The sequence below is a fragment of the Streptomyces sp. PTL18 genome (assembly GCF_059510295.1).
Map to the genome: position 1 here is coordinate 125,665 of NZ_JCAJZO010000002.1, position 25,695 is coordinate 151,359.

The following is a 25,695-nucleotide window of genomic DNA, read 5'->3' on the forward strand; positions in this document are numbered from 1 at the left end:
CTTGTCCCCACGGGCGGCCCCGACCGTCCTCAAGAGAGAGTGTGAGAGTGCTCGTACTCGTCGCTCCCGGCCAGGGCGCCCAGACGCCCGGCTTCCTGACCCCTTGGCTCGACCTCCCCGGCGCCGCCGACCGCGTCGGCGCGTGGTCCGAGGCCATCGGACTGGACCTCGTCCACTACGGCACACAGGCCGACGCCGACGCCATCCGGGACACCGCCGTGGCCCAGCCCCTGCTGGTGGCTGCCGGGCTGCTGTCCGCCACGGCACTCGGTGCCGACACCCCCGGAGCCGTCGCCGGGCACAGCGTCGGTGAGATCACCGCGGCGGCCTTCGCCGGCGTCCTCGGCGACACCGCCGCGCTGACCCTCGTCCGCAAGCGGGGCCTGGCCATGGCGGACGCCGCCGCGATCACGCCCACCGGCATGTCGGCCCTGCTCGGCGGCGACCCCGAGACGACGATGCCGCACCTGGCCAGGCTCGGCCTGACCCCGGCGAACGTGAACGGCGCCGGGCAGATCGTCGCCGCCGGCACCCTGGAGCAGCTCGCCGCCCTGGAGGCGGACAAGCCCGAGGGGGTGCGCCGGGTCGTTGCGCTGAAGGTGGCCGGCGCCTTCCACACGCACCACATGGCCCCCGCGGTCGACGCCCTCGCGCACGCCGCCGAGGCGCTGACGCCCGCCGACCCGAAGGTCACCTACGTCTCCAACAAGGACGGGCAGACCGTCGAGACCGGCGCCGAGGTGCTCAAGCGCCTGGTCGGCCAGGTCGCCAACCCGGTCCGCTGGGACCTGTGCATGGAGACCTTCGAGAAGCTGGGCGCGACCGCGCTGATCGAGGTGTGCCCCGGCGGCACCCTCACCGGCATCGCCAAGCGCGCGCTGCCGGGCGTCAAGACCCTCGCCCTGAAGACCCCCGACGACCTCGACGCGGCTCGCGAGCTCATCGCCGAGCACAGCGCCTGATCAGGAGAGCGAGAGCATGTCGAAGATCAAGGCACGCGCAGGCGCCCCGTACGCGCGCATCCTCGGCGTCGGCGGGTACCGCCCGGTCCGGGTGGTGCCGAACGAGGTGATCCTGGAGAAGATCGACTCCTCCGACGAGTGGATCCGCTCCCGCTCCGGCATCGAGACCCGGCACTGGGCGAACGACGAGGAGACCGTCGCCGCGATGTCGATCGAGGCGGCCGGCAAGGCGATCGCCGACGCCGGGATCGCCGCCGGCCAGATCGGCGCCGTCGTCGTCTCGACCGTCTCGCACTTCAGCCAGACCCCGGCCATCGCCACCGAGATCGCCGACAAGCTCGGGACGAACAAGGCCGCCGCCTTCGACATCTCGGCGGGCTGCGCGGGCTTCGGCTACGGCCTCACGCTCGCCAAGGGCATGGTGGTGGAAGGTTCCGCCGAGTACGTCCTCGTCATCGGCGTGGAGCGGCTGTCGGACCTGACGGACCGGGAGGACCGGGCCACCGCCTTCCTGTTCGGGGACGGCGCGGGCGCGGTCGTCGTGGGCCCCTCCGAGGAGCCGCACATCGGCCCCACGGTGTGGGGTTCGGAGGGCGACAAGGCCGAGACCATCAAGCAGACGGTGCCGTGGAGCCGCTTCCGGGTCGGCGACGTCTCCCAGCTCCCGCTCGACAGCGAGGGCAACGTCAGGTTTCCCGCGATCACGCAGGAGGGCCAGGCGGTCTTCCGCTGGGCCGTGTTCGAGATGGCGAAGGTCGCCCAGCAGGCGCTGGACGCGGCCGGGATCACCGCGGACGACCTGGACGTCTTCATCCCGCACCAGGCCAACGTGCGGATCATCGACTCGATGGTGAAGACTCTGGGGCTGCCGGAGCACGTCACGGTCGCCCGTGACATCCGCACCACCGGCAACACCTCGGCCGCCTCGATCCCGCTCGCGATGGAGCGGCTCCTGGCGACCGGCGAGGCGAAGAGCGGCGACACCGCGCTCGTCATCGGCTTCGGGGCGGGTCTCGTCTACGCCGCCACGGTCGTTACCCTCCCCTAGGCACTCCGTGCCGGATCACGCGGTCCGGTGCGGGAACTGCACAACCTGCCGCTGACGCGGTGGGTGCACACATCTGGATATCAACGAAGGAGCGCCTGACATGGCCGCCACTCAGGAAGAGATCGTCGCCGGTCTCGCCGAGATCGTGAACGAGATCGCCGGGATCCCCACCGAGGACGTCCAGCTGGACAAGTCCTTCACCGACGACCTGGACGTCGACTCGCTGTCCATGGTCGAGGTCGTCGTCGCCGCCGAGGAGCGCTTCGACGTCAAGATCCCCGACGACGACGTCAAGAACCTCAAGACGGTCGGTGACGCCGCCGAGTACATCCTCAAGCACCAGGCCTGATCGACCGATCACCTGGGCAGACAGCTCAACCCCGGGCCGTAGGCCCGGACATCGGGCCGTTGCCCCGCCACCCGGCGGTGGCGCCGCTGAATCCTCGTATCCGTTGGAGAAAGAATTCCCGTGAGCTCGACCAATCGCACCGTGGTCGTCACCGGTATCGGCGCAACCACACCGCTGGGTGGCGACGCGGCCTCTACCTGGGAGGGCCTGATCGCCGGGAAGTCCGGCGTCGGCCCCCTGGAGAAGGAGTGGGCCGCCGAGCAGGCGGTCCGCATCGCCGCGCAGATCGCCGTGGAACCCTCCGAGGTCATCCCTCGGCCCCAGGCCCGCCGTCTGGACCGTTCGGCGCAGTTCGCGCTCATCGCGGCTCAGGAGGCCTGGAAGGACGCCGGCTTCACCGCCAAGGCCGGGGAGGACTCGAGCGTCGACCCCGACCGGCTCGGTGCGGTCATCGCCTCCGGCATCGGCGGTGTGACGACCCTGCTCGACCAGTACGACGTGCTCAAGGAGAAGGGCGTCCGCCGTGTCTCCCCGCACACCGTCCCCATGCTGATGCCGAACGGCCCCTCGGCCAACGTGGGCCTGCTCGTGGGCGCCCGTGCGGGCGTGCACACCCCGGTCTCCGCCTGCGCGTCGGGCGCCGAGGCCATCGGCTACGCCATCGAGATGATCCGCACCGGGCGCGCCGACGTCGTCGTCGCGGGTGGCACTGAGGCCGCGATCCACCCGCTGCCGATCGCCGCGTTCGGCAACATGATGGCGATGTCCAAGAACAACGACGACCCGCAGGGCGCCTCGCGTCCCTACGACGTCGCCCGCGACGGTTTCGTCCTCGGCGAGGGTGCCGGCGTGGTCGTCCTGGAGTCCGCCGAGCACGCCGCCAAGCGCGGGGCGCGGGTGTACGCCGAGGCGGTCGGGCAGGGCATCTCCGCCGACAGCCACGACATCGTGCAGCCCGAGCCGGAGGGACGGGGCATCGCGCACGCCCTGCAGAACCTGCTGGAGCGCACCGACCTGGACCCGGCGGAGATCGTGCACGCCAACGCGCACGCGACGTCCACTCCGGCCGGTGACATCGCCGAGCTGAAGGCGCTGCGGAAGGTGTTCGGTGACGACACCGACCACATCGCGGTGTCCGCGACGAAGTCGATGACCGGTCACCTGCTGGGTGGCGCGGGCGGCATCGAGTCGGTCGCGACCGTGCTCGCCCTGTACCACCGGGTGGCCCCGCCGACCATCAACATCGAGAACCTCGACCCGGAGGCGGAGGCCAACGCCGACGTCGTCCGCGGCGAGGCGCGCAAGCTGCCCGTCGAGGGCCGGATCGCCGCGCTGAACAACTCGTTCGGGTTCGGTGGGCACAACGTGGTGCTCGCGTTCCGTACGGTCTGACGCGGGACGGACGCGGGAGCGTCTCCCGTCACACGCTCAAGGGCCCCCACCGCTGGAACCCAGACCCGGTGGGGGCCCTCACGTGGTGTCAGGGGTTCTTCAGACGACCTGGTGCAGCCAGCGCACCGGGGCGCCCTCGCCCGCGTACCGGAAGGGCTCCAGTTCGTCGTCCCACGGCTTGCCCAGGAGCCGGGCCAGTTCCGCCTCCAGGTCGCTCTCGCCGCGCTGGGAGCGGATGAGGGCCGCGCGCAGCCGGTCCTCGGGGATCAGGATGTCGCCGTGGATGCCGGTGACCGCGTGGAAGATGCCCAGGTCGGGGGTGCAGCTGTAGCGCTCGCCCTCGGCGCTCGGGGACGGTTCCGCGGTGACCTCGAAGCGCAGCAGCTGCCAGCCGCGCAGCGCCGAGGCGAGCTTGGAGGCGGTGCCGGCCTCGCCCTGCCAGGAGAACTCCGATCTCCAGGTGCCGGGGGCCGCGGGCTGCCGGATCCAGTCGAGGTTGACACGGGTGCCCAGCACACCCGCGACGGCCCACTCGACGTGCGGGCACAGTGCGCGGGGCGCGGAGTGCACGTACAGGACTCCACGTGTCGTCACCTGAACCTCCGGGCAGACCGCGACATCTTGTAACTTTACGGAACGGGCGTGGCAAGGGCGGCCACGGGGCGAGGCTACCGTGCGGCGGGCCGAGGAGTGTGACGTACCGTCGGTCCCGTTGCCCGGGAATGCCGAGGTTTCACCCAAGGGGACGCGGGGCTGACCCAGCGTGTTCGAAGCGCTGCCGAACGAGGGGACCAGGGATGCGGAAGCGAAGCCACCGCTTGAGGGCCGTCGCCGCGGTCGCGGTCGCGGCCGTCCTGGGCCTGGCCGGATGCGACGCCTCCGGCGGCAGCGGGGCGCGGGGCACCGCGTCGTCACGGCCGTCCCCGAAGCCGGTCTGGAACCCTTCCCCCGACTCGATCGCCGCCGTCGGCGACTCCATCACGCGCGGCTTCGACGCCTGCACCGTGCTGTCCGACTGCCCCCGGGTGTCGTGGGCGACGGGTACCGACAGCGGCGTCGACAGCCTGGCCGTACGGCTGCTGGGGCCGGCCGGGGCCGCGGAGCGCAGCTGGAACTACGCGGTGACCGGGGCGCGGATGGCCGACCTGGCCGGGCAGGTCGCGCAGGCGGTGCGGCGCAGGCCGGAGCTGGTGACGGTGATGGTGGGGGCCAACGACGCCTGCCGCTCCTCCCCCTCGGCGATGACACCGGTCGACGACTTCCGTGAGCAGTTCGAGGACGCGATGGCCGTCCTGCGCCGCTCGCTGCCGAAGGCGCAGGTGTACGTCTCCAGCGTGCCGAACCTGATGCGGCTGTGGTCCGAGGGCCGCACCAGCGCGCTCGGCAAGCAGGTGTGGAAGCTCGGCATCTGCCCGTCGATGCTGGGCGACGCGGACGCGCTGGACGCCGCGTCCACCCAGCGGCGCGCCACGGTGCAGTCGCGGGTGGAGGCGTACAACAAGGTCCTGAAGGAGGTGTGCGCGAAGGACCGACGATGCCGCTTCGACGGCAACGCGGTGTTCGACTACCGCTTCGGGCCCGCGCAGTTGAGCCCCTGGGACTGGTTCCACCCGAGCACGAACGGCCAGGCACGACTCGCCGAGATCGCCTACCGTGCCGTCACCGCCAAGGATCCCGTGACCTAGGGTTCCCCACATGAGCGAACTTTTCGGCACACTTTCCGACGGCACGGCGGTCCACCGCTGGACGCTGGAGCGGGGCGGGGTGCGGGTGCGCGTCCTGTCGTACGGGGGGATCGTGCAGTCGGTCGCGGTTCCGGACCGGGACGGGGCCCTGGCGGACGTGGTGCTGGGCTTCCCGGACCTGGACGGCTATCTGCGCCATCCCGGACCGTACCTCGGGGCCCTGGTCGGGCGGTACGCCAACCGCATCGCGGGCGCCCGCTTCCCGCTCGACGGCCGGACCTACGCCCTGGAGCCGAACAACGGCCCCCACGCGCTGCACGGCGGGGCGCGGGGCTTCGACAAACGGGTGTGGGACGTGGAGCCGGTGGAGCACGGCGTCCGGCTGTCCCGGGTCAGCCCGCACGGCGAGGAGGGCTTCCCGGGCCGGCTCGAGGTCTCGGCGACGTACGCCCTCGACGCGGACGGCGCGCTGCGGATCGCGTACGAGGCGGTCACGGACGCGCCGACCGTGGTGAACCTGACGAACCACTCGTACTGGAACCTGGCGGGTTCGGGGAACGCGGACGGGCACGAGCTGAGCATCGCCGCCTCCCGGTACACCCCGGTGGACGCGGACCTGATCCCGACGGGGGCGCTGGAGAGCGTCGAGGGCAGCCGCTTCGACTTCCGGGAGTCCCGGAAGGCGGGTTCCGGCTACGACCACAACTTCGTGCTCGACAAGGGCGTGACGCGCACTCCCGTGACGGTCTCCGAGCTGCACGACCCGGCGTCCGGACGCCTGCTCACCGTATCCACGACCGAGCCGGGCCTCCAGCTGTACACCGCCGACCACCTCGGCGCCCCGTTCGCCCCCGGCGACGGCATCGCCCTGGAGACCCAGCATTTCCCCGACTCCCCGAACCGCCCGGATTTCCCGAGCACACGGCTGCGGCCGGGCGAGGTGTACCGGTCGGAGACGGTCTACGGCTTCGCCGTTCGCTAGTGCCGCGGCAGGCAACGTTCGCCCGTCAAGCAGCAGGCAGCGTCTGCCCGTCGAGGAGCGGCGTCCGGTGCGTGCTCCGGGGGCACCCCCTGCTCGAAGAACGTGGGGAAGCGTGCCGGGCGTCGCGACGGGGCGAACGTTTCCTGATGCGGCACCAGGGGCTCTCGCCTGGATCAGCCCGGGCTCCGGGAGACGAGCCCCGGTCCGGCCGTCAGGTCCCGGACCGGGGCTGTTCGTCAGGGGACTCGGTCCCGCCCCAGACGTTAACCGTCGTCGTGACCCGGTGGCCGGCGATCGGGCGTCCGGCCCGGTTTTCGTACGAACCCTTCACACGGTGTCCGTCTAGGAGGCCCCCGCCTCGCCCCGGCGAGAGCGTCCCTCCCTTCGTGGCCGCCTCGCGGAAGGCGGCGGCATACGTGCCGGGGGCGGCCGTCAGGGGAGGTGGCTGATCCGCTCCGCCTCGGAGTCCTCCTCCCGGGCGTTCTCCTCCCCCAGCAGGTCCCGGGCCAGCAGCGTGGCACCCGCGACCGCGCCCGGCATCAGGAAGACGGCGACGAACGGGACGAGGAAGGCGAGGCCGAGGGGTGTGCCGAAGCCCCAGACCAGCAGCTTGCGGGAGCGCAACAGGGTGAGACGCTCGCGGAGTTCGACGCTCCGGCGCTGGAGCGCGACGGCGGTGAGTTCCTCGGTGAGGAAGAAGCCGGTGACGAGGAAACCGATGACCGGGACGACGGTCTGGCCGACGAACGGCAGCAGACCGAGGGCGAAGAGGAGGACGCCCCAGAGCGTGGCCCGTACGAGGATGCGGAGGCTGTCGCGGGCCGATATCCAGATCTCGCGATGGAGGGGCAGGTCCGACCGGGGTGCCGTGCCGTCCGGGGAGACGTCGCGGTCGACCTTCTCCGAGAGGTTCTCGTAGAAGGGCTGGCCTATGAGGAGGGTGACCGCGGTGAAGGTGAGGACCGCGAGGAGGAGGGCGAGGGCGAACAGTACGACGGTGAGGAAACCGCGGAACAGTCCGAGCCAGGGGTCCGGCCAGCTGTCGGCGAAGGGGGTGGCCCAGGTGACGAGGTCGTCCCCCCACAGGGTGAGCGCGACGAGCGCCGCAGCGTACAGGATGAGGGTGATCAGGCCCGGCAGGATGCCGAAGCCGTACTGTGTGCCGTGGCGGGCCACCCAGCGTTGGCCCTTGAGGAGATAGCCGAGTCCCGCGCCCAGATCATGCATGGGAAAACCCTATCGGCGGTCAGGTCATCGATTGTCATGCCGGTGCCACGTGACCACGCAACGGGGCCGGCGCGGCCGTCAACGCCTCGGCGGTGCGCGCGGGTTCGGGCGCCGAGTCCCGCGTTGGGGCATCCGTCACCGCAGGGCCGTGCCCGCGCCTTCCGGAGGCGGCGATGCTGACGGGTGGGCGGTGTGGCGGAGGCCGCACCCCACGTCCAGGGGTGCGGCCTCCGTGGTGCGCAACGAGCTCCGCCCGGCGGGCGTCACGGTGCGGCGGGCGGTGTTCCGCCGGTCAGAGCTTGACGATCATCTTGCCGACGTTGTCGCCGCGCAGGACGCCGAAGAACGCCTCCAGGTTGTTCTCGATGCCCTCGACGACGGTCTCGCGGTACTTGAGCTCGCCGGAGCGCACCCAGGCTCCGACCTCCTCCACGAACTGCGGCTGGAGGTCGTAGTGGTCGCCGACCAGGAAGCCCTCGATCCGGCCGCGGGTCTGGATGAGCCGGGCGAGGTTCTTCGGGCCGGGCGCGGGCTCGGTGTTGTTGTAGACGGAGATCATGCCGCAGACGGCGATGCGGCCACCCTGGTTGAGGGAGCCGACGGCGGCCTCCAGGTGGTCGCCGCCGACGTTGTCGAAGTAGACGTCGATCCCGTCGGGGGCGGCGGCACGGAGCTGCTCGCTCACGGGGCCGTTCTTGTAGTTGAAGGCGGCGTCGAAGCCGTACTCCTCCAGCAGCAGCTCGACCTTCTCGTCCGAGCCCGCGGATCCGATGACCCGGGAGGCGCCCTTGAGCTTGGCGATCTGGCCGACCTGGCTGCCGACGGCGCCCGCGGCACCGGAGACGAAGACGGAGTCCCCCGCCTTGAAGGCCGCGGTGCGCAGCAGGCCGGCGTAGGCGGTGAGCCCGGTCATGCCGAGGACGCCCAGGTACGTGGAGAGGGGCGCGGTCCCGGGGTCGACCTTGACGGCGTTCTTCGCGTCCACCGCCGCGTACTCGCGCCAGCCGAAGAAGTGCAGCACGTGATCGCCCACGGCAAGGCCGTCGGCGTTGGAGGCCACGACCTCGCCGACCGCTCCGCCCTGCATGACCTTGCCGAGTTCGAAGGGGGCGACGTAGGACTTGGCGGCACTCATACGGCCACGCATGTACGGGTCGACGGAGAGGTACTTGTTCCGCACCAGCACCTGGCCCTCGCCCGGCGTCGGGACCTCCGTGTCGACCAGGGCGAAGTCCTCGGGCTTCGGCCAGCCGACCGGCCGGCTGAGCAGGTGCCATTCGCGGTTGATCATGACTACGCCTTTCGAATTTACTTCAGTACCTAAAACAACCATGCTCCTGAATATTTCAGCATGTCAAGTAACGGGGTATCCTGAAGCGCATGGCCACTCCGCGGAAGATCCCTCGCCCCGACGCCCTGACCATGGAAGTCGTCGAGCTCATCGGCGAGGTGGTGGCCCGCTTCTACGAGGACTACGAGACCGCGGCCGGCGAACACGCGCTGACCGGCGCACAGGCACGCCTGCTCAGCCTGCTGTCGCTGGAGCCGCTGCCGATGCGCAAGCTGGCCCAGAAACTGAAGTGCGAGCCGTCGAACGTCACCGGCATCGTCGACCGCCTGGAGTCCCGCGGTCTGGTCGAACGCCGCCCGGACCCGGCGGACCGCCGGGTGAAGCTGGCCGCTGCGACCGACGACGGCCGCCGCGTCGCCCGCAGCCTGCGCGAGTCACTGCGCTTCGCCAGAGAGCCCCTGGCCGCGCTCACCGAGGAGGAGCGCCACCTGATGCGGGGGCTGCTTCAGCGGATGCTGACCTCGGGCACCCGGGGACACTGAGAGCGAGTGGTGCCGCAGGCCCGGTCGGCCTCGCGCGCCACCGGGGCGGAAACGGACGAGCGGTCCGGTGCACGGGGTGCCCCGGACCGCTCGGACTGGGAACGTCCCTTTCGGGTCAGGTCTTCTTACGGGTCGTCATGAACCGCTGGACCAGGATGAACACGCACAGCAGCACACCGGTGGCGATCTTCGTCCACCAGGAGCTGAGCGTGCCCTCGAACTGGATGATGCTCTTGATCAGGCCCAGCACCAGCACACCGAACAGGGTTCCCAGCACGTAGCCGGAGCCACCCGTCAGCAGCGTGCCGCCGATCACGACCGCGGCGATCGCGTCGAGTTCCATGCCGGTGGCGTGCAGCGGGTCACCGGACTGGATGTACAGGGTGAACAGGAGACCGGCGAGCGCCGAACAGAAGCCGCTCACCGTGTACACAGCGATCTTCGTGCCGCCCTGCGGAAGACCCATCAGCAGGGCCGACTGCTCGCTGCCGCCGATGGCGTACACCCGGCGCCCGAAGCGCGTGTAGTGCAGGACGTAGAACGCCACGGCGAGGACGACCAGCGCGACGATCGCACCGATCGACAGGAAGCCCACCCCCAGCGACACCTGCGCCTGGGCCATGCTGCTCACCGAGGAGTCGCTGATGGAGATCGACTCCTTGCTGATGACCAGGCACAGGCCGCGGAAGAGGAAGAGGCCGGCGAGGGTCACGATGAAGGGCTGGATCTCGAAGTTGTGGATCACATAGCCCATCAGGAAGCCCCCGAAGGCACCCACGCCCAGCGCCATGGGGATCACGAGCGGCAGCGGCACCCCCTGGCGCTCCACCAGCCAGGCCGTGAACATCGTCGTGAAGCCGATCATCGAGCCGACGGACAGGTCGATGCCGCCGGACAGGATGACGAAGGTGGCGCCGACGGCCGCGACCAGCAGATAGCCGTTGTCGATGAACAGGTTCAGGAAGACCTGCGGTTCTGCGAACCCGTAGTACTGGTAGCGGCTCAGGCCCACGCCGTACATCACGAGGAAGAGCAGTGCCGTCGCCACGACGGGCAGGCGCTGGTCACCGAGCAGGCGCCGGGTCCTGGACGGGGTACGGCTGTCCGACGCCGTGGGGCTCTGGGTGGTCGCGCTCATCACGACACCTCCATCCTGGGAGCGGCGTCGGCCGCCGCGGCGGTGTCCGCCGGGGCCGCGGCCGGTGTGGCGCTCCCCCTCGTGCCGAACCTGGCGCCGAGCAGCCTGGCGCGGAACTTCGGGGACTGCAGCAGGCAGACGACGATGACGACTGCGGCCTTGAAGACCAGGTTGGTCTGGGTCGGCACACCGATGGTGTAGATCGTGGTGGTCAGGGTCTGGATGACAAGGGCGCCGACCACCGTGCCGCCGACGGAGAACCGGCCGCCCATGAGCGAGGTGCCGCCGATCACCACGGCGAGGATCGCGTCGAGTTCGATCCACAGGCCGGCGTTGTTGCCGTCCGCTGCCGAGGTGTTGGAGCTGATCATCAGGCCCGCGATGCCGGCGCACAGCGCGCAGAACACATACACCATGATCTTGATGCGCAGGGACCTGATGCCCACCAGGCGGCTGGCCTCGGCGTTGCCGCCGACCGACTCGACGAGCAGACCGAGTGCCGTGCGGCGGGTCAGCGCGACGGTGACGGCCACGACCACGGCCACCACGAAGATGGAGAACGGCAGCGTCAGCCAGTAGCCGCCGCCGATCAGTTTGTACGGGTCGCTGTTGACGGTGATGATCTGGCCGCCGCTGATCAGCTGGGCGACACCGCGACCGGCGACCATGATGATCAGCGTGGCGATGATCGGCTGGATGCCCATCCTGGCGACCAGGAAGCCGTTCCACAGACCGCAGACGACCGCGGCCAGCAGGCCCAGGCCCATGGCGAGCAGCACTCCTGACAGGGCGTTCTGGTCGGCCTGGTGGCTGATGTACGAGCAGGCCAGCGCTCCGGTGATGGCGACCACCGCGCCGACGGAGAGGTCGATGCCGCCGGTCGCGATGACCAGGGTCATGCCGACCGCCACCAGGATGAGGGGCGATCCGAACAGCACGATCGAGACGAGGCTGCCGTACAGGTGGCCGTCCGACATCCGGACGGAGAAGAAGCCGGGCGTAAAGGGGACGTTGACGAGCAGCAGGACGACAAGGACCGCTACGGGCCAGAAGAGGTGGTGCTGGGTCAGCGCTCGCCATCGGGAAGGGGTGGTCACTGGTGCTCTCCGCTCGCGATGGTCTCCAGGATCCGGCTGGTGGTGATCTCGGGCCCGTTGGCGATCTGCGCCACCAGCCGGCGGTCGCGCAGCACTCCGATGGTGTGACTGAGCCGGAGTACCTCCTCCAGCTCGGCCGCGATGTACAGGACGGACATGCCGTCCTCGGAGAGTGAGACCACGAGCTTCTGGATCTCCGCCTTCGCCCCGATGTCGATGCCGCGCGTCGGCTCGTCCAGGATCAGCAGCTTCGGCCGGGTGATCAGCCAGCGGGCCAGCAGCACCTTCTGCTGGTTGCCGCCGCTGAGCTGTCCGACCCGGGCCTCGGGATCGGCGGGGCGGATGTCCAGCGCCTTGATGTACTTGGCGACGAGTTCGTCGCGCTGCGAGACCGGGAGGGGCCGGATCCAGCCGCGCGAGGCCTGCAGGGCCAGGATGATGTTCTCCCGCACGGTGAGATCCGGCACCAGGCCCTCGGTCTTGCGGTTCTCGGAACAGAACGCGACGCCGGCGCCGATCGCGTCGTTGGGAGCGCTCATCGACACCCGCTTGCCGCCGATGGACACCGTGCCGCTGTCCGGCTGGTCGGCGCCGAAGAGCAACCGGGCGAGTTCGGTCCGGCCCGATCCGAGCAGGCCGGCGAGTCCGACCACCTCGCCCTTCTTGATCTCCAGGTCGAAGGGGGCGATGCCACCGGTCCTGCCGAGGCCGTCCGCCTGGAGCAGCGTCTCGCCGAGGTCGGAGTGCAGTTGCTGGTCGTGGAGCTCCTCCAGCTGGTCCAGTGCCTTGCCGAGCATGAGCTGGACGAGGCCGACCTGATCGAGTTCGCGCACCATGTGCTCGCCGACGAGGGTGCCGTTGCGCAGCACGGTCATCCGGTCGCAGACCTCGTAGATCTGGTCGAGGAAGTGCGAGACGAACAGAATCGCGACGCCCGCGTCCTTCAACCGCCGCATCAGTGCGAACAGTTCGAGGACCTCGTCCCGGTCGAGGCTGGAGGTCGGCTCGTCGAGGATCAGCACCTTGGTGCCCGGCCCCCCGTCGCCGCTGTCGCCGGTACCCACCGACCGCACGATCGCGACCAGTTGCTGCACGGCCAGCGGGTACGAGGACAGGGGAGCGGTGACGTCGATGTCGAGGCCGAGCCGATCGACGAGCTCAGCCGCCTCCTTGCGCAGCCGCTTCCACTGGATGCGGCCCATACGGGTCGGTTCGCGCCCGACGAAGATGTTCTCCGCCACCGACAGGTTCGGGCAGAGGTTGACCTCCTGGTAGACCGTGCTGATGCCGGCCTGCTGTGCCTGCAGCGGGCTGCCGAACCGCACGGCTTTCCCGTCCAGCGTGACCGTGCCGCCGTCCAGGGAGTAGACCCCCGTCAGCACCTTGATCAAGGTGGACTTGCCCGCGCCGTTCTCGCCGATCAGGGCGTGTATCTCGCCGGGGAAGAGCCGGAAGTCGACGTCCGACAGAGCCCGTACCCCCGGGAACTCTTTGACAATGCCCGTCATTTCCAGGACGGGCCGCGGCTCTGCCATGGCAGCGCTCCTCATTGAGACTGGTTCAGGCCCGCAGGGAGCCCCGTGACCGAGGGCTCGGCCGGACGGAGGCTCCCTGCCGGTGGGCGCGGTCGGTCAGTACTTGCGGTTCGGGAGCGCGGCTGCGGCCTGGTCCTGCATGTAGTCGCTCTCCTTGGTCTTGATCCAGCGCTCGACCGGCTGGCCCTCGTGAACCTTCTTCACGACCTCCATGAGCTGGGGGCCGAGCAGCGGGTTGCACTCGACGATGGCGTTGATCTTGCCCTGGGACATGGCGACGAAGCCGTCGTGGACGCCGTCGATCGAGACGATCAGGATGTCCTTGCCGGGCTTCTTGCCCGCCGCCTCGATGGACTGGATGGCGCCGAGGGCCATGTCGTCGTTGTGCGCGAAGAGCACGTTGACGTCCGGGTTGGACTGCAGGAAGGCCGCCATGACCTGCTTGCCGCCGGCGCGGGTGAAGTCACCCGTCTGGCTGACGACGATCTTCCAGTCGTCCTTGTGCTCCGCGTCCATGACCTCCTTGAAGCCCTTGGCACGCTCGATCGCCGGGGCGGCGCCGGTGGTGCCCTCCAGCTGGGCGATCTTCACCACGCCCTTGTGGCCGGCCTTCTGCAGGACCTTCTCCAGGATCTTCGCGGCACGGCGGCCCTCGTCGGTGAAGTCGGAGCCGACCAGGGTCACGTACAGGGAGTCGTCGGAGGTCTGCACCGAGCGGTCGGTGAGAACCACCGGGATCTTCGCGGCCTTGGCCTCCTTGAGCACCGCGTCCCAGCCGGTGACGACCACCGGCGAGAAGGCGATGACGTCCACCTTCTGCGCGATGTAGCTGCGGATCGCGGAGATCTGGTTCTCCTGCTTCTGCTGGGCGTCGGAGAACTTGAGGTGGTAACCCGCCGCCTTGGCCGCGTCCTTCACCGAGGTGGTGTTGGCGCTGCGCCAGCCGCTCTCCGAACCGACCTGGGAGAAGCCGAGGGTGATCGTCTTGCTGCCGCCCCCGGAGGAGCCGGAGGAACTGTCGTCCTTCTTGGCGCAGGCCGCAAGGCCGCCCGCGGCCGCCACGCCGACCGCCGCCGTGAGGAAGTTCCTTCTGTTGAGCATGTTCTTCTCCTTCGAAGAGCCGACCCGGGGGTTGGGACCCGCTGGTGCTGGAGGGGGGCCGGCCGCGGTGCGTCCAGCCTGTCGATCATTGTTCGAGATATCGGCCACACCACTGCGCGGTGCGGTCGACCGGTCGGTCAGTGGGGTACGCCCTCCGTTCGAGCGGCGTACGGGAAAGTGCTGGCGCGGACGACGAGTTGGGGTTCGATCGTGATCCGGGCCGTGGTGGCCGGCGGCCGGCCCTCGATCAACTCCAGGAGCAGCGCGATGCCGCGCTTGCCCACCGCCGAGAAGTCCTGCCGAACGGTGGTGAGAGGGGGAGCGTAGAACTCCGACTCCGGGATGTCGTCGAAACCGACCACCGCGACGTCCTGGGGCGTTCGGATCCCCGCCTCACGCAGGGCCCGCAACACTCCCAGTGCCATCTGGTCGTTGGCCACGAAGACGGCGGTCAGCCCTCGGCCCGCCCAGCCGGCCAGTTCCTGGCCTGCGCGGTAACCCGACAGCGGACTCCAGTCGCCGCGCAGCGGCTCGGGCGCGTCGACGCCCGCCGCCGCCAGGGTCGCCCGCCAACCGGCGGCCCGGTCGGCCGCCTCCTGCCAGTCCTCGGGCCCGGCGAGGTGCCAGACCGTGCGGTGGCCGGCGGCCAGCAGGTGACTGGTGGCCAGCGTCGCTCCCAGGTGCTGGTCCACGCTGACGCGGGGGATGTCGACGCCCGGCGCGCTGCCGACGACCACCACCGGGAAGGGATAACGGAGTTCGGCAAGAGCGTCCACCGCCGACTGCTGCGGAGCGATGGCGACCACTCCTTCCACTCCGCCCTCGCTGAGGTGGTCCATGGCTTCGGAGAGCGTCTCCATGGTCAGCTTGCGCAGGCTGACCGTCGAGACGAGATATCCCTCGGCGCGCGCCGCCTCTTCGAGCGCGAACAGCGTGCTGGCCGGTCCGTAGAGGGTGGTGTCGGAGGCGACCGCACCCAGCGTCCGGGTGCGCCGGGTCACCAGGGCCCGTGCGGAGGAGTTGCGGCGATAGCCCATCTCCTCGATCGCGCGCAGCACCCTGACCCGTGTCGCGTCCCGGACGTGGGGGTGGTCCCCCAGCACACGGGACACGGTCTGGTGGGACACACCGGCCACGCGCGCCACGTCCGCCATGGTGGGCGGTCGAAGTTCACCGTCTGGCACGACCACACCTCCCCTGGCGCTCGTCTGCCGGTAAGTCCTGCGATGTGGGCGGTTGCCGCCGCGCCGCGGGCTTCACTCCGCGGTTCCAAAAAGCCCGACGACGCCGGTCGGAAGGGCGGGTTGGGGCGCTGTGGACACGACGCTCGTACCTTCCGTCCTGCGTCGACCGCTGACTGGTGAATGCGGGGGCTATTGTGAGCGTTAACAATTCACGGGAGTCAAGGGGGCTGCACCATATCGTCGTTCACGGTTGAGTAACGCGCCTGGCGGCGGCGCATCCGCCCCGGCCCGAGCCCCGGGGCGGCCTCCCGGCCACCCGTCGTCGGGAGCGGCGCCTCGCCCACGCCACAGCGACGGGAACACGCCGACGCGGCCACGCCGGGGACGTTCGCGGCGCGAGGGCGACAGGCAAGCCGCCTCGGAGTCCCCCTCGCCCTACGTGCACCACCACAGGAAGCGCGTACACGTCCGGGACGGCGAGGGATCCGGGTTCGACGTCGTGGGACGCGCCGTCGGCCCGCCCGTCCCGGCCGGGTGCGTCGTCGTCGGACCCTCCGTCGGCATGACCGGTGAAGCGCCCGCGGTCGCCGACCGGGTGGCCTCGCCGCCGGCGCTGTGGGACGCGGAGGGCGAGGGGGACTTCGAGGCCGATGCGGACGCCGAGGGGTTCGGAGACGTCGAGCGGGTGCCCTTGCTCGTCGGGCGGTCCGGCGACCGTGCCGGCCGCGCCGTCTTCTGCGCCTCCGACGACGTACCGCCCCCGGTGTTCGCACCCCCGGCCGCCGGGGGCCTGGAGGCGGCGAAGGGCGCGTCGACGCCGAGTTCCGCGAGGCTCAGACCGGCCGCCGCGAGGACGAAGCCCGCGGTGATCAGGAGGGTGCGCCGACGGCGCCGCCGGTGGGCCGCGGCCTTGCGGTCACGACGACTTGCACTGCCACCGCCGGCCGGTCCGGTCGTCTCCTCATCGGCTTCTGGCCCAGGCTCCCGCCGGCGCCCCTGCGCCCGGCGCCTGGCCGCCCGCCCCTGCGGCACACCTCCGTCGTCGGGACCGTGCGCGTGCCGGTCGGGGCTGCCGGAGCCCTCGTTGCCGTACGGCTCGACGGCGCTGTCCGACTGCACGGACACATCCGCTTCCTCCGCGTACGCGCGGAGTTCTTCGACTGCTGTGCCGCACCCCGGGCAGGCGAGGGCGCCATTGAGGTGCCGTCGGCACGGGTGGCAGAAGTCCATGACGCGGGAAGACTAGGTCCCCCGTCGGTGACGTTTCTGGGAGTGCCTGTGAAAGTTGTGTGGGAAACAGGCCGTTCCCGCGCGGCGACTTGATACCGGTACTCCACATTCCACGCCATCTCGCGCCATCCCCCCGGCAACCCCGGCATCCTCGGCCATCCCCCTGATGCCACCACATAACAGGCCCGGGAAAGTATCGACACCGTTACTCGTTCGCCCCATTGACACTCCCGCCACGCCAAACTTACTGTCTGGCCAGCATTTCGAACGAGTGCCGAAATCTCGAACAGCTGAAAGGCGATTTCCGTGCGCATCACCGGAATCAGCACACACGTGGTCGGGACCCCCTGGCGGAATCTGACGTACGTCCAGGTGCACACCGACGAGGGCATCACGGGCATCGGCGAGACCCGCATGCTGGGGCACACCGACGCGCTGATCGGCTACCTGAGAGAGGCCGAGGTCAATCACATTCTCGGCTCGGACCCGTTCGCTGTCGAGGACCTGGTACGCCGTATGAAGTACGGCGACTACGGGCGCGCCGGTGAGATCGTGATGTCCGGCATCGCCGTGGTCGAGATGGCCTGCTGGGACATCAAGGGCAAGGCCCTCGGGGTGCCCGTCTGGCAGCTGCTCGGCGGCAGGGTCACCGACAAGGTCAAGGCCTACGCGAACGGGTGGTACACCACCGAGCGGACTCCGGAGGCCTATCACAAGGCCGCCCAGGGGGTCATGGAGCGCGGGTACCGGGCCCTCAAGATCGACCCCTTCGGTACCGGCCACTTCGAACTCGACCATGAGCAGACCATGTACGCGGTCTCCCTCATCGAAGCTGTGCGCGACGCCATCGGGCCGGACGCCGAGCTGATGCTGGAGATGCACGGCCGCTTCTCCCCCGCGACCGCCGTGCGGCTCGCCAAGGAGCTGGCACCCTTCAAGCCCGCCTGGCTGGAGGAGCCTGTTCCGCCGGAGAACCTCAAGGCGCTCGAGAAGGTCGCCGCCAAGGTCGACATGCCGGTCGCCACGGGCGAGCGCATCCACGACCGCATCGAGTTCCGCGAGCTGTTCGACAGCCAGGCCGTGGACATCATCCAGCCCGATCTCGGCCACATCGGCGGCATCTGGGAGACGCGGAAGCTGGCCGCGACCGCCGAGACGCACTACATGCTGGTGGCCCCGCACAACGTGGGCGGCTCGGTACTCACCGCCGCCTCCCTCCAGGTCGGCTTCACCACACCGAACTTCAAGATCCTCGAGCACTTCAACGACTTCGCGGACGCGGAGATCAAGAAGGTGATCAAGGGGGCTCCGCAGGTGGACCCGGAGGACGGCTGCTTCCACATCTCCGACGCCCCGGGGCTCGGTGTCGAACTGGACACCGACGCGGCGGCCGAGTTCCCGCAGCAGCGGGCCCACTTCGACCTGTGGGCCGAGGGCTGGGAGAAGCGGAACCCGAAGGACGGGCAGTGAGCACCGCTGTCGTCGTCGAGGCCCCGGGCGTGCACCGGCTCGAGTCCCGCACGCCGCGCGACCCCGGTCCGGGCGAGGCCCTGGTGCGCGTGCACGCCGTGGGCATCTGCGGAAGCGACCGCGAGGTCTACCAGGGCAACCGGCCCGAGGGCTACGTCCGCTACCCCCTCGTGCCCGGCCACGAGTGGTCGGGCACGGTGCAGGCGGTCGGAGCGGGTGTACCCGGGACGCTCGTCGGCCGCAAGACCGTGGGTGAGGGCTTCCGCAACTGCCAGGTCTGCGACCGTTGCCACGCGGGCGAGACGACCCTGTGCACCTCGGGGTACGAGGAGACGGGCTTCACCCAGCCGGGCGCGATGGCCACCACCCTCACGCTCCCGGCCCGCCTGCTGCACATCCTGCCGGACGACGCGGATCTCACCGCCGCCGCCCTGCTGGAGCCGGCCGCCTGCGTCGCGGCCGCCGCGCTGAAGGGGAACGCACAGCCCGGCGAGCGCGTCGCGGTCGTCGGCACGGGCACGCTGGGCATGTTCGCGGTGCAATTCCTCAAGGCGATCTCCCCGGCGGAGCTGCTGGTGGTGGGCACCCGGAACGACCGTGAGGCGCTGTCACGGACGTTCGGCGCCACGGACTTCCGCACCAAGGACCAGGAGCTCCCCGACGACTTCGACGTCGTCATCGAGACCGCCGGGTCCGCGTCCGCCGCGCGCACCGCCGCCTCACTGCTCAGGCGCGGCGGGCGTCTCGTCCTGACGGGCATCCCGGCGCCGGGCGCGGAGGGCCTCGACCCCACCGATCTCGTCGTACGGCAGCTGGAGGTGCACACCGTGTTCGGTGCGCCGCCGGACGCCTGGGCGCACACGGTGCGGGTCTTCGGCGCGGGGCTGCTCGACCCCTCGCCGCTGGTCACGCACGAGTTGCCGCTCGCCGAGTTCCCGCAGGCCATCGAGCTGGTGGGGTCCGGCGATCCGAAGGTGGGCAAGGTCCTGCTCCGGCCCTGACCTCCACCCCCAGTCGTACGCCGGTACGGGGCTGCCTGACCAGTTCCGTACCGGTGTACCACCCCGGCCACCCGCACCCTGCGCCGCGAACTTCGTCCGATATCCCGAACATGAAGGACTCCTTGTGACCGACTCCGCTGCTGCAGCCCGCAGGCCCGGTGAGCAGGCGCTCGCCGCGCTCGGCCTGCGTGCGCCCGACCCCTCTCCCGCCGACGCCTCGCCGCACACCTTCCCCGAGGGCGGCCGCTGGCGCACCGAGATCCCCTCGTGCGAGGGGCCCGAGGCGCTCGCGGTGGTCCTCAAGGAGTCGTCCCGGCTCGATGTGCCGATCCACCGGATCAGCCAGGGCTCCGGCGTATGGATGCTGACCGACGCCGAGATCACCGAGATGGTGGAGGCCACGGCCGAGCGTGACATCGAGCTCTGCCTGTTCACGGGCCCGCGTGGCACATGGGACATCGGCGCCTCGGTCCGCACCGACTCGCGGGGCGCCGGCCTCAGGGCGCGTGGCCACGACGCGGTCGCCGGTTGTGTCGAGGACGCCGTCCGGGCGACCGAACTCGGCGTCAAGTGCCTGCTCGTCGCCGACGAGGGCGTGCTGTGGACGCTGCACCAGGCCCGCGAGAAGGGCATCGTCCCGGCCGACACCACGCTCAAGGTGTCGGCGCTGATCGGTCCGGTCAATCCGGCGGCGTACGCCGTGTACGAGCGCCTGGGCGCCGACTCGATCAACGTGCCCAGCGACCTCACGCTGGATCACCTCACCGAGATCCGCAGGGTTTCCGGGGCACCGATGGACATGTACATCGAGGCCCCGGACGACCTCGGCGGCTACGTCCGCATGTACGAGGTCGCCGAACTGATCAGACGCGGCGCGCCGCTCTACCTGAAGTTCGGCCTGTCCAAGGCGCCCGGAATCTACCCGTACGGAAACCACCTGCGGGAGCTGACCCTGGCCACCGCCAAGGAACGGGTACGCCGCGGCCGGCTGGCTCTCGACCTGCTGGCACGCCACGGAGCGGACGGCGACATGGCGCCGCTCGGTTCGCGGCTGCCGGGGCCGCTCAGCCGGTTCGACGTTCCGTCATAACGTTCCGGAAACTCGGCTTCACACCAGCCGACAGACCCGCGCAGAATCCCACGCATCCCTTCTCGGTCGACAGACCGCACAACATCCGCCTGGCCGAACCGCCCCGCACACCAAGGACTGATCACCATGCGCACTCGCAGAGCCGCTCTCACCGCGATAGCCGGAGCCGCCTCCCTCGCTCTCACCCTGTCGGCCTGCGGCCAGAGCGGGGAGGGCGGCAGCAAGGAGAAGGCGGGCAGCGCCAAGGGCGGAACCATCGGCATCGCGATGCCGACGAAGTCCTCCGAGCGCTGGATCAACGACGGCAACAACGTCGTCAAGAACCTCCAGGCCGCGGGCTACAAGACCAAGCTGGTCTACGGCGAGGACGACCCCGACACCCAGGTCTCGCAGATCGAGAACCTGATCACCCAGGGCGTCAAGGGCCTGATCATCGCGGCCATCGACAACAAGTCGCTGAACAACGTCCTCCAGCAGGCCGCCCAGGCGAAGATCCCGGTCATCGCCTACGACCGCCTGATCCTCGGCACCAAGAACGTCGACTACTACGCCTCGTTCGACAACGAGAAGGTCGGCGTGCTGCAGGGCACGTACATCGTGCAGAAGCTCGGTCTGGACAAGGGCAGGAAGGGGCCGTTCAACATCGAGCTGTTCGCCGGCTCGAACGACGACAACAACACCAAGTACTTCTTCAACGGCGCGATGAGCGTGCTGCAGCCGTACATCGACAAGAAGGAACTGGTCGTCAAGTCCGGCCAGACCCAGCTCAACCAGGTCACCACCCTGCGCTGGGACGGCACCACCGCGCAGAAGCGCATGGAGGACATCCTCACCTCCGCCTACAAGAGCGGCAAGGTCGACGCGGTCCTCTCGCCCTACGACGGCATCTCCATCGGCATCCTGTCCGCGCTGAAGTCGGACGGCTACGGCTCCGCGAACAAGCCGCTGCCGGTCATCACCGGCCAGGACGCCGAGCTGGCCTCGGTGAAGTCGATCATCGCCGGGCAGCAGACGCAGACCGTCTACAAGGACACCCGCCAGCTCGCCAAGGTCGCCGCGACCATGGTCGACGACGTCCTCAACGGCAAGACGCCGCAGGTCAACGACACCAAGACCTACAACAACGGCACCAAGGTCGTCCCCGCCTACCTGCTGCAGCCGGTGAGCGTCGACAAGTCGAACTACGAGGACGTGCTGGTCAAGGGCGGCTACTACACCGACGCCCAGCTCAAGTAACCGGCGCACACCCTCACCGACCGCACACGACTGGAAGGCACGACCATGGCGGGACCCGTCCTGGAAATGCGCTCGATCGTCAAGACCTTTCCCGGCGTCAAGGCGCTGTCGGACGTCAACCTGACCGTCCGCCAGGGCGAGGTCCACGCCATCTGCGGGGAGAACGGCGCCGGCAAGTCGACCCTCATGAAGGTCCTCTCCGGCGTCCACCCCCACGGAAGTTACGAGGGGGAGATCCTCTTCGAGGGAGAGGTCTGCGGCTTCAAGGACATCCGGGCGAGCGAGCAGCACGGCATTGTGATCATCCACCAGGAGCTGGCGCTGGTGCCGTTTCTCTCCATCGCCGAGAACATCTTCCTCGGCAACGAACACGCCACGCGCGGGTTCATCGACTGGAACGACACCCTCCAGCACGCCACCGAACTGCTGAGCCGCGTCGGCCTCGACGAGCACCCGGAGACCCGGATCGCCGACATCGGCGTGGGCAAGCAGCAGCTCGTGGAGATCGCGAAGGCGCTGTCGAAGTCCGTGAAGCTGCTCATCCTCGATGAGCCGACGGCGGCGCTGAACGACGAGGACAGCGGCAAGCTCCTCGATCTGATCCTGGAGTTGAAGAAGCAGGGCATCACCTCGATCATCATCTCCCACAAGCTGAACGAGATCCGCAAGGTCGCCGACTCGGTGACGATCCTGCGCGACGGGCGCACCATCGAGACGCTCGACGTGAAGGCGCCGGAGACGACCGAGGAGCGGATCATCGCCGGCATGGTCGGCCGCGACCTCGACAACCGCTTCCCCGACCGCACTCCGCACCAGGCCGAGGAGGGCGCGGCCCCGGCGCTGGAGATCCGCAACTGGACCGTGTTCCACCCGATCGACCAGCAGCGCAAGGTCGTCGACGACGTGTCGATCCAGGTGCGCCGCGGGGAGATCGTCGGGATCGCGGGGCTGATGGGCGCCGGCCGTACCGAGCTGGCCATGAACGTCTTCGGGCGGGCCTACGGCCGTTACGCGGGCGGCACGGTCCTCAAGGACGGCAAGGAGATCCGGACGAAGACCGTCGCCGATGCGGTCCGGCACGGCATCGCCTACGTCACCGAGGACCGCAAGCACTACGGCCTCAACCTGATCGACACCATCAACCGGAACGTCTCGTTGACCGCCCTGTACAAGGTCGCCAAGCGCGGCGTGGTCGACGAGCACCAGGAGCGGCAGGTCGCCGAGGGCTTCCGCAAGTCCATGAACATCAAGGCGCCGACCGTCTTCGAGCCGGTGGGCAAGCTGTCGGGCGGGAACCAGCAGAAGGTCGTCCTCAGCAAGTGGATCTTCGCGGGCCCGGACGTGCTGATCCTGGACGAACCCACCCGCGGCATCGACGTGGGCGCCAAGTACGAGATCTACACGGTCATCGACCAACTGGCCGCGCAGGGCAAGGCGGTCGTCTTCATCTCCTCCGAGCTGCCCGAGCTGCTCGGCATGTGCGACCGCATCTACACCATGGCCGCAGGAAGGCTGACGGGCGAGGTTCCGCGGGCCGAGGCCACGCAGGAAGTGCTGATGCGCCAGATGACGAAGGACAAAGAGGTAACCCGATGAGCACCGATGTGACCGCCAGGACCCCGGCCCCGGCGCCGCCGGGCAAGAGCGGATCGGCCACCGGCGAGGGCCTGCTCCAGCTGATGCTGAAGGGCCTGCGCCGCAACATGCGGCAGTACGGCATGCTGATCGCGCTCGGCCTGATCGTCGTCCTGTTCCAGGTCTGGACCGGCGGCGACCTGCTGCTGCCGCGCAACGTCTCCAACCTGGTGCTGCAGAACAGCTACATCCTGATCCTCGCGATCGGCATGATGCTGGTCATCATCGCCGGGCACATCGACCTCTCGGTCGGCTCGCTGACGGCGTTCGTGGGCGCGTTCGCGGCCGTGCTGACGGTGCAGCACAGCGTGGCCTGGCCCATCGCGCTCGTGCTGTGCCTGCTGGTGGGTGCGGTGGCGGGCGCCGTGCAGGGATGCCTCATCGCGTATCTCGGCATACCGTCGTTCATCGTCACGCTCGCGGGCATGCTGCTCTTCCGCGGTCTGACGGAGATCCTGCTCAAGGGGCAGACCCTCGGTCCGTTCCCCGACGGGCTGCAGAAGCTCGGCAACGGCTTCCTGCCCGAGGTCGGCCCGAACACCAACTACCACAACCTCACGCTGCTGCTCGGCCTCGTCATGATCGCCGCCGTGGTGTGGCAGGAGGTGCGCGACCGGCGTCGCCAGCAGGAGTTCTCCCTCGACGTGCTGCCCGCGCGGCTGTTCGCGCTGAAGATCGTCGCGATCGTCGCCGCGATCCTGGCCCTCACGATGCTGCTGGCCAGCTACCAGGGGGCACCGATCATCCTCATCGTCCTCGGTGTCCTGGTGGTCGGTTACGGCTACGTCATGCGCAACGCGGTCTTCGGCCGTCACATCTACGCGATCGGCGGCAACCTGCCGGCCGCGAAGCTGTCCGGCGTGAAGGACAAGCGGGTCACCTTCCAGGTGTTCCTGAACATGGGCGTGCTCGCGGCCCTGGCGGGTCTGGTGGTCGCCGCCCGCCTGAACGCGGCCTCGCCGAAGGCGGGGGTGAACTTCGAGCTCGAGGCGATCGCCTCTTCCTTCATCGGTGGCGCGTCCATGAGCGGCGGTGTCGGTACGGTCCTCGGCGCGATCATCGGTGGTCTCGTGCTCGGTGTGCTGAACAACGGCATGAACCTCCTCAGCGTCGGCACCGACTGGCAGCAGGTCATCAAGGGCCTGGCCCTCCTGGTGGCCGTCGGCTTCGACGTGTGGAACAAGCGCAAGTCCGGTTCGTGAGCCGGTAAGGGCCACCGCCGAAAGGCGGGGGCCCTTCTCCCGGTACTGGAGCCGTACGTGGAACTGAGCGGACGCACGGTCACCGCGGGAGCGGCGGCAGCGGGCATGACCGCGGCCACCGTGGGCACGACGCAGGCAGCAGAAGGCAGGAAGCCCGTGAAGGAACTCTTCGGCAAGCTCGCCGACGGCACCGAGGTCCACCGCTGGTCCCTGGAGAACGGCGGCACCCGGCTGAAGGTCCTCTCCTACGGCGGCATCGTCCAGTCCCTGGAGATCCCGGACCGCCACGGCCGCTGCGAGAACGTCTCCCTCGGCTTCGCCGACCTCGACGGCTACGTCGCGAAGAGCCCGTACTTCGGCGCCCTCATCGGCCGCTACGGCAACCGGATGGCCAAGGGACGGTTCACCCTCGACGGCCAGAAGTACCGGCTCTCCGTCGACGACGGCGTGAACAGCCTGCACGGCGGCGCCGAGGGCTTCGACAAGCACGTGTGGGACGTCGAGCCGTTCACCGAGGACTCCGACGTCGGCCTGCGCCTGCGCCGCACCAGCGTCGACGGCGAGATGGGATACCCGGGCACGCTGAGGGCGAAGGTGACGTACACCCTCACGCGGCACGGGGACTGGCGCATCGACTACGAGGCCACCACCGACAAGGCCACCGTCGTCAACCTCACCAGCCACGTCTACTGGAACCTGGCCGGGGAGGGCAGCGGCACGATCGAGGACCACGAGCTCCAGATCGCCGCCTCCCGCTACACGCCCACCGACTCGGGACTCATCCCCACCGGCGAGCTGGCGAAGGTCGCCGGCACCCCCTTCGACTTCCGCCACGCCAAGGCGGTCGGCCGGGACATCCGGGCCGGCCATCCGCAGCAGGTGCGGGCCAAGGGCTACGACCACAACTGGGTGCTGGACAAGGGCGTCACGGCGAAGCCCGAACACGTCGCCACGCTCCGCGACCCGCACTCGGGCCGCACGATGAAGGTCTTCACCGACCAGCCGGGGCTGCAGTTCTACTCGGGCAACTTCCTCGACGGCACCCTGGTCGGCACCGGCGGCCGCACCTACCGCCAGGGCGACGCGCTGTGCCTGGAGACGCAGCACTTCCCGGACTCGCCGAACCACGCCGGCTTCCCGTCGACCGTGCTGCGGCCCGGGCAGACGTACCGGACGACGTCGCTCTTCTCGTTCAGCGCGTAGCGGTCGTCCGGCGCGCAACCGCGATCGGAGTCACACCGGTCGCACACCGGTTGAACAACGTCACCTCCGTATCCGTACGAGTGGACGGCCCGTGT

General features: G+C 69.6%; 23 protein-coding genes. 14 read left to right on the plus strand and 9 right to left on the minus strand.

What is annotated here, in order from left to right:
- The first annotated feature begins 47 nt into the window (after positions 1–47).
- From AC5WS8_RS04995 to fabF, 4 genes are all read left to right on the plus strand, one after another.
- Positions 48–962, plus strand: coding sequence for an ACP S-malonyltransferase (locus tag AC5WS8_RS04995; RefSeq protein WP_496102048.1), 915 nt, complete (start codon positions 48–50; stop codon positions 960–962).
- Between the two features lie 16 nt (positions 963–978).
- Positions 979–2,010 carry a ketoacyl-ACP synthase III gene (locus AC5WS8_RS05000; RefSeq protein ID WP_496102049.1) on the plus strand — a complete coding sequence of 344 codons (1,032 nt, stop codon included), beginning with the start codon at positions 979–981 and terminating at the stop codon, positions 2,008–2,010.
- A gap of 100 nt (positions 2,011–2,110) precedes the next feature.
- Complete coding sequence (locus tag AC5WS8_RS05005; protein ID WP_043440034.1) at positions 2,111–2,359, plus strand: acyl carrier protein; 249 nt, start codon at positions 2,111–2,113, stop codon at positions 2,357–2,359.
- Positions 2,360–2,479: 120 nt separating this feature from the next.
- Positions 2,480–3,751: a beta-ketoacyl-ACP synthase II gene (gene fabF / locus AC5WS8_RS05010; RefSeq protein WP_496102050.1), complete on the plus strand. Its 1,272-nt coding sequence runs from the start codon at positions 2,480–2,482 to the stop codon at positions 3,749–3,751.
- A gap of 99 nt (positions 3,752–3,850) precedes the next feature.
- On the opposite strand, the gene AC5WS8_RS05015 is transcribed toward fabF, so the two are convergent.
- The gene (locus tag AC5WS8_RS05015; protein WP_496102051.1) at positions 3,851–4,345 is read right to left on the minus strand and encodes a DUF3145 domain-containing protein; all 495 of its coding nucleotides are present in this window, start codon (positions 4,343–4,345) and stop codon (positions 3,851–3,853) included.
- A gap of 203 nt (positions 4,346–4,548) precedes the next feature.
- Here AC5WS8_RS05015 and AC5WS8_RS05020 point away from each other — a divergent pair, with 203 nt between their 5' ends.
- A complete protein-coding gene (locus tag AC5WS8_RS05020) occupies positions 4,549–5,436 on the plus strand; it encodes an SGNH/GDSL hydrolase family protein (protein ID WP_496102052.1) in 888 nt (295 codons plus the stop codon).
- Positions 5,437–5,446: 10 nt separating this feature from the next.
- Positions 5,447–6,418, plus strand: a complete 972-nt coding sequence (locus AC5WS8_RS05025) for an aldose epimerase family protein (RefSeq protein WP_496102053.1) — start codon at positions 5,447–5,449, stop codon at positions 6,416–6,418.
- 432 nt (positions 6,419–6,850) lie between these two features.
- On the opposite strand, the gene AC5WS8_RS05030 is transcribed toward AC5WS8_RS05025, so the two are convergent.
- Together AC5WS8_RS05030 and AC5WS8_RS05035 are read right to left on the minus strand one after the other, a co-directional pair.
- On the minus strand, positions 6,851–7,645 hold the full coding sequence (locus AC5WS8_RS05030) for an EI24 domain-containing protein (RefSeq protein WP_496102054.1): 795 nt from the start codon (positions 7,643–7,645) through the stop codon (positions 6,851–6,853).
- A gap of 292 nt (positions 7,646–7,937) precedes the next feature.
- Positions 7,938–8,936 (minus strand): NADP-dependent oxidoreductase, encoded by a 999-nt coding sequence (locus AC5WS8_RS05035; RefSeq protein ID WP_496102055.1) that lies wholly within the window; start codon positions 8,934–8,936, stop codon positions 7,938–7,940.
- A gap of 89 nt (positions 8,937–9,025) precedes the next feature.
- On the opposite strand from AC5WS8_RS05035, the gene AC5WS8_RS05040 reads away from it, so the two are divergent.
- Positions 9,026–9,478 (plus strand): MarR family winged helix-turn-helix transcriptional regulator, encoded by a 453-nt coding sequence (locus tag AC5WS8_RS05040; RefSeq protein ID WP_496102056.1) that lies wholly within the window; start codon positions 9,026–9,028, stop codon positions 9,476–9,478.
- A 115-nt stretch (positions 9,479–9,593) separates the two neighbouring features.
- Here AC5WS8_RS05040 and yjfF read toward each other — a convergent pair whose 3' ends face one another.
- The 6 genes from yjfF to AC5WS8_RS05070 form a co-directional block, all read right to left on the minus strand.
- Entirely contained in the window at positions 9,594–10,616 is a 1,023-nt protein-coding gene (gene yjfF, locus AC5WS8_RS05045) for a galactofuranose ABC transporter, permease protein YjfF (protein WP_496102057.1), read from the minus strand.
- The gene (locus tag AC5WS8_RS05050; protein ID WP_496102058.1) at positions 10,616–11,713 is read right to left on the minus strand and encodes an ABC transporter permease; all 1,098 of its coding nucleotides are present in this window, start codon (positions 11,711–11,713) and stop codon (positions 10,616–10,618) included. Before AC5WS8_RS05050 ends, yjfF begins: the two co-directional genes overlap by 1 nt.
- The gene (locus AC5WS8_RS05055; RefSeq protein ID WP_496102059.1) at positions 11,710–13,248 is read right to left on the minus strand and encodes a sugar ABC transporter ATP-binding protein; all 1,539 of its coding nucleotides are present in this window, start codon (positions 13,246–13,248) and stop codon (positions 11,710–11,712) included. The genes AC5WS8_RS05050 and AC5WS8_RS05055 overlap by 4 nt, the downstream gene beginning before the upstream one ends.
- A 96-nt stretch (positions 13,249–13,344) precedes the next feature.
- The gene (locus AC5WS8_RS05060; protein ID WP_496102060.1) at positions 13,345–14,349 is read right to left on the minus strand and encodes an ABC transporter substrate-binding protein; all 1,005 of its coding nucleotides are present in this window, start codon (positions 14,347–14,349) and stop codon (positions 13,345–13,347) included.
- Between the two features lie 137 nt (positions 14,350–14,486).
- Complete coding sequence (locus AC5WS8_RS05065) at positions 14,487–15,503, minus strand: LacI family DNA-binding transcriptional regulator (protein ID WP_496102412.1); 1,017 nt, start codon at positions 15,501–15,503, stop codon at positions 14,487–14,489.
- 465 nt (positions 15,504–15,968) lie between these two features.
- A complete protein-coding gene (locus tag AC5WS8_RS05070; protein ID WP_496102061.1) occupies positions 15,969–16,763 on the minus strand; it encodes an SCO2400 family protein in 795 nt (264 codons plus the stop codon).
- Between the two features lie 306 nt (positions 16,764–17,069).
- Here AC5WS8_RS05070 and AC5WS8_RS05075 point away from each other — a divergent pair, with 306 nt between their 5' ends.
- From AC5WS8_RS05075 to AC5WS8_RS05105, 7 genes are all read left to right on the plus strand, one after another.
- Positions 17,070–18,233 (plus strand): mandelate racemase/muconate lactonizing enzyme family protein, encoded by a 1,164-nt coding sequence (locus AC5WS8_RS05075; RefSeq protein WP_496102062.1) that lies wholly within the window; start codon positions 17,070–17,072, stop codon positions 18,231–18,233.
- A complete protein-coding gene (locus tag AC5WS8_RS05080; RefSeq protein WP_496102063.1) occupies positions 18,230–19,234 on the plus strand; it encodes a zinc-dependent alcohol dehydrogenase in 1,005 nt (334 codons plus the stop codon). The genes AC5WS8_RS05075 and AC5WS8_RS05080 overlap by 4 nt, the downstream gene beginning before the upstream one ends.
- A 124-nt stretch (positions 19,235–19,358) precedes the next feature.
- Complete coding sequence (locus AC5WS8_RS05085) at positions 19,359–20,324, plus strand: hypothetical protein (RefSeq protein WP_496102064.1); 966 nt, start codon at positions 19,359–19,361, stop codon at positions 20,322–20,324.
- Positions 20,325–20,450: 126 nt separating this feature from the next.
- Positions 20,451–21,560, plus strand: coding sequence for a multiple monosaccharide ABC transporter substrate-binding protein (gene chvE, locus AC5WS8_RS05090; RefSeq protein WP_496102065.1), 1,110 nt, complete (start codon positions 20,451–20,453; stop codon positions 21,558–21,560).
- 45 nt (positions 21,561–21,605) lie between these two features.
- Complete coding sequence (gene mmsA / locus AC5WS8_RS05095) at positions 21,606–23,156, plus strand: multiple monosaccharide ABC transporter ATP-binding protein (RefSeq protein WP_496102066.1); 1,551 nt, start codon at positions 21,606–21,608, stop codon at positions 23,154–23,156.
- Positions 23,153–24,397 (plus strand): multiple monosaccharide ABC transporter permease, encoded by a 1,245-nt coding sequence (gene mmsB, locus AC5WS8_RS05100; RefSeq protein ID WP_496102067.1) that lies wholly within the window; start codon positions 23,153–23,155, stop codon positions 24,395–24,397. The genes mmsA and mmsB overlap by 4 nt, the downstream gene beginning before the upstream one ends.
- 57 nt (positions 24,398–24,454) lie before the next feature.
- Positions 24,455–25,600 (plus strand): aldose epimerase family protein, encoded by a 1,146-nt coding sequence (locus AC5WS8_RS05105; protein ID WP_496102068.1) that lies wholly within the window; start codon positions 24,455–24,457, stop codon positions 25,598–25,600.
- The last annotated feature ends 95 nt before the right edge of the window (positions 25,601–25,695 follow it).

Bases quoted from the DNA above. Each gene is read 5' to 3' on its own strand.
- AC5WS8_RS05000 (WP_496102049.1), top strand. From the start codon at position 979: ATGTCGAAGATCAAGGCACGCGCAGGCGCCCCGTACGCGCGCATCCTC.
- AC5WS8_RS05005 (WP_043440034.1), top strand. From the start codon at position 2,111: ATGGCCGCCACTCAGGAAGAGATCGTCGCCGGTCTCGCCGAGATCGTG.
- AC5WS8_RS05020 (WP_496102052.1), top strand. From the start codon at position 4,549: ATGCGGAAGCGAAGCCACCGCTTGAGGGCCGTCGCCGCGGTCGCGGTC.
- AC5WS8_RS05025 (WP_496102053.1), top strand. From the start codon at position 5,447: ATGAGCGAACTTTTCGGCACACTTTCCGACGGCACGGCGGTCCACCGC.
- AC5WS8_RS05030 (WP_496102054.1), bottom strand. From the start codon at position 7,645: ATGCATGATCTGGGCGCGGGACTCGGCTATCTCCTCAAGGGCCAACGC.
- AC5WS8_RS05035 (WP_496102055.1), bottom strand. From the start codon at position 8,936: ATGATCAACCGCGAATGGCACCTGCTCAGCCGGCCGGTCGGCTGGCCG.
- AC5WS8_RS05040 (WP_496102056.1), top strand. From the start codon at position 9,026: ATGGCCACTCCGCGGAAGATCCCTCGCCCCGACGCCCTGACCATGGAA.
- yjfF (WP_496102057.1), bottom strand. From the start codon at position 10,616: ATGAGCGCGACCACCCAGAGCCCCACGGCGTCGGACAGCCGTACCCCG.
- AC5WS8_RS05055 (WP_496102059.1), bottom strand. From the start codon at position 13,248: ATGGCAGAGCCGCGGCCCGTCCTGGAAATGACGGGCATTGTCAAAGAG.
- AC5WS8_RS05060 (WP_496102060.1), bottom strand. From the start codon at position 14,349: ATGCTCAACAGAAGGAACTTCCTCACGGCGGCGGTCGGCGTGGCGGCC.
- AC5WS8_RS05065 (WP_496102412.1), bottom strand. From the start codon at position 15,503: ATGGCGGACGTGGCGCGCGTGGCCGGTGTGTCCCACCAGACCGTGTCC.
- AC5WS8_RS05070 (WP_496102061.1), bottom strand. From the start codon at position 16,763: ATGGACTTCTGCCACCCGTGCCGACGGCACCTCAATGGCGCCCTCGCC.
- chvE (WP_496102065.1), top strand. From the start codon at position 20,451: ATGCGCACTCGCAGAGCCGCTCTCACCGCGATAGCCGGAGCCGCCTCC.
- mmsA (WP_496102066.1), top strand. From the start codon at position 21,606: ATGGCGGGACCCGTCCTGGAAATGCGCTCGATCGTCAAGACCTTTCCC.
- mmsB (WP_496102067.1), top strand. From the start codon at position 23,153: ATGAGCACCGATGTGACCGCCAGGACCCCGGCCCCGGCGCCGCCGGGC.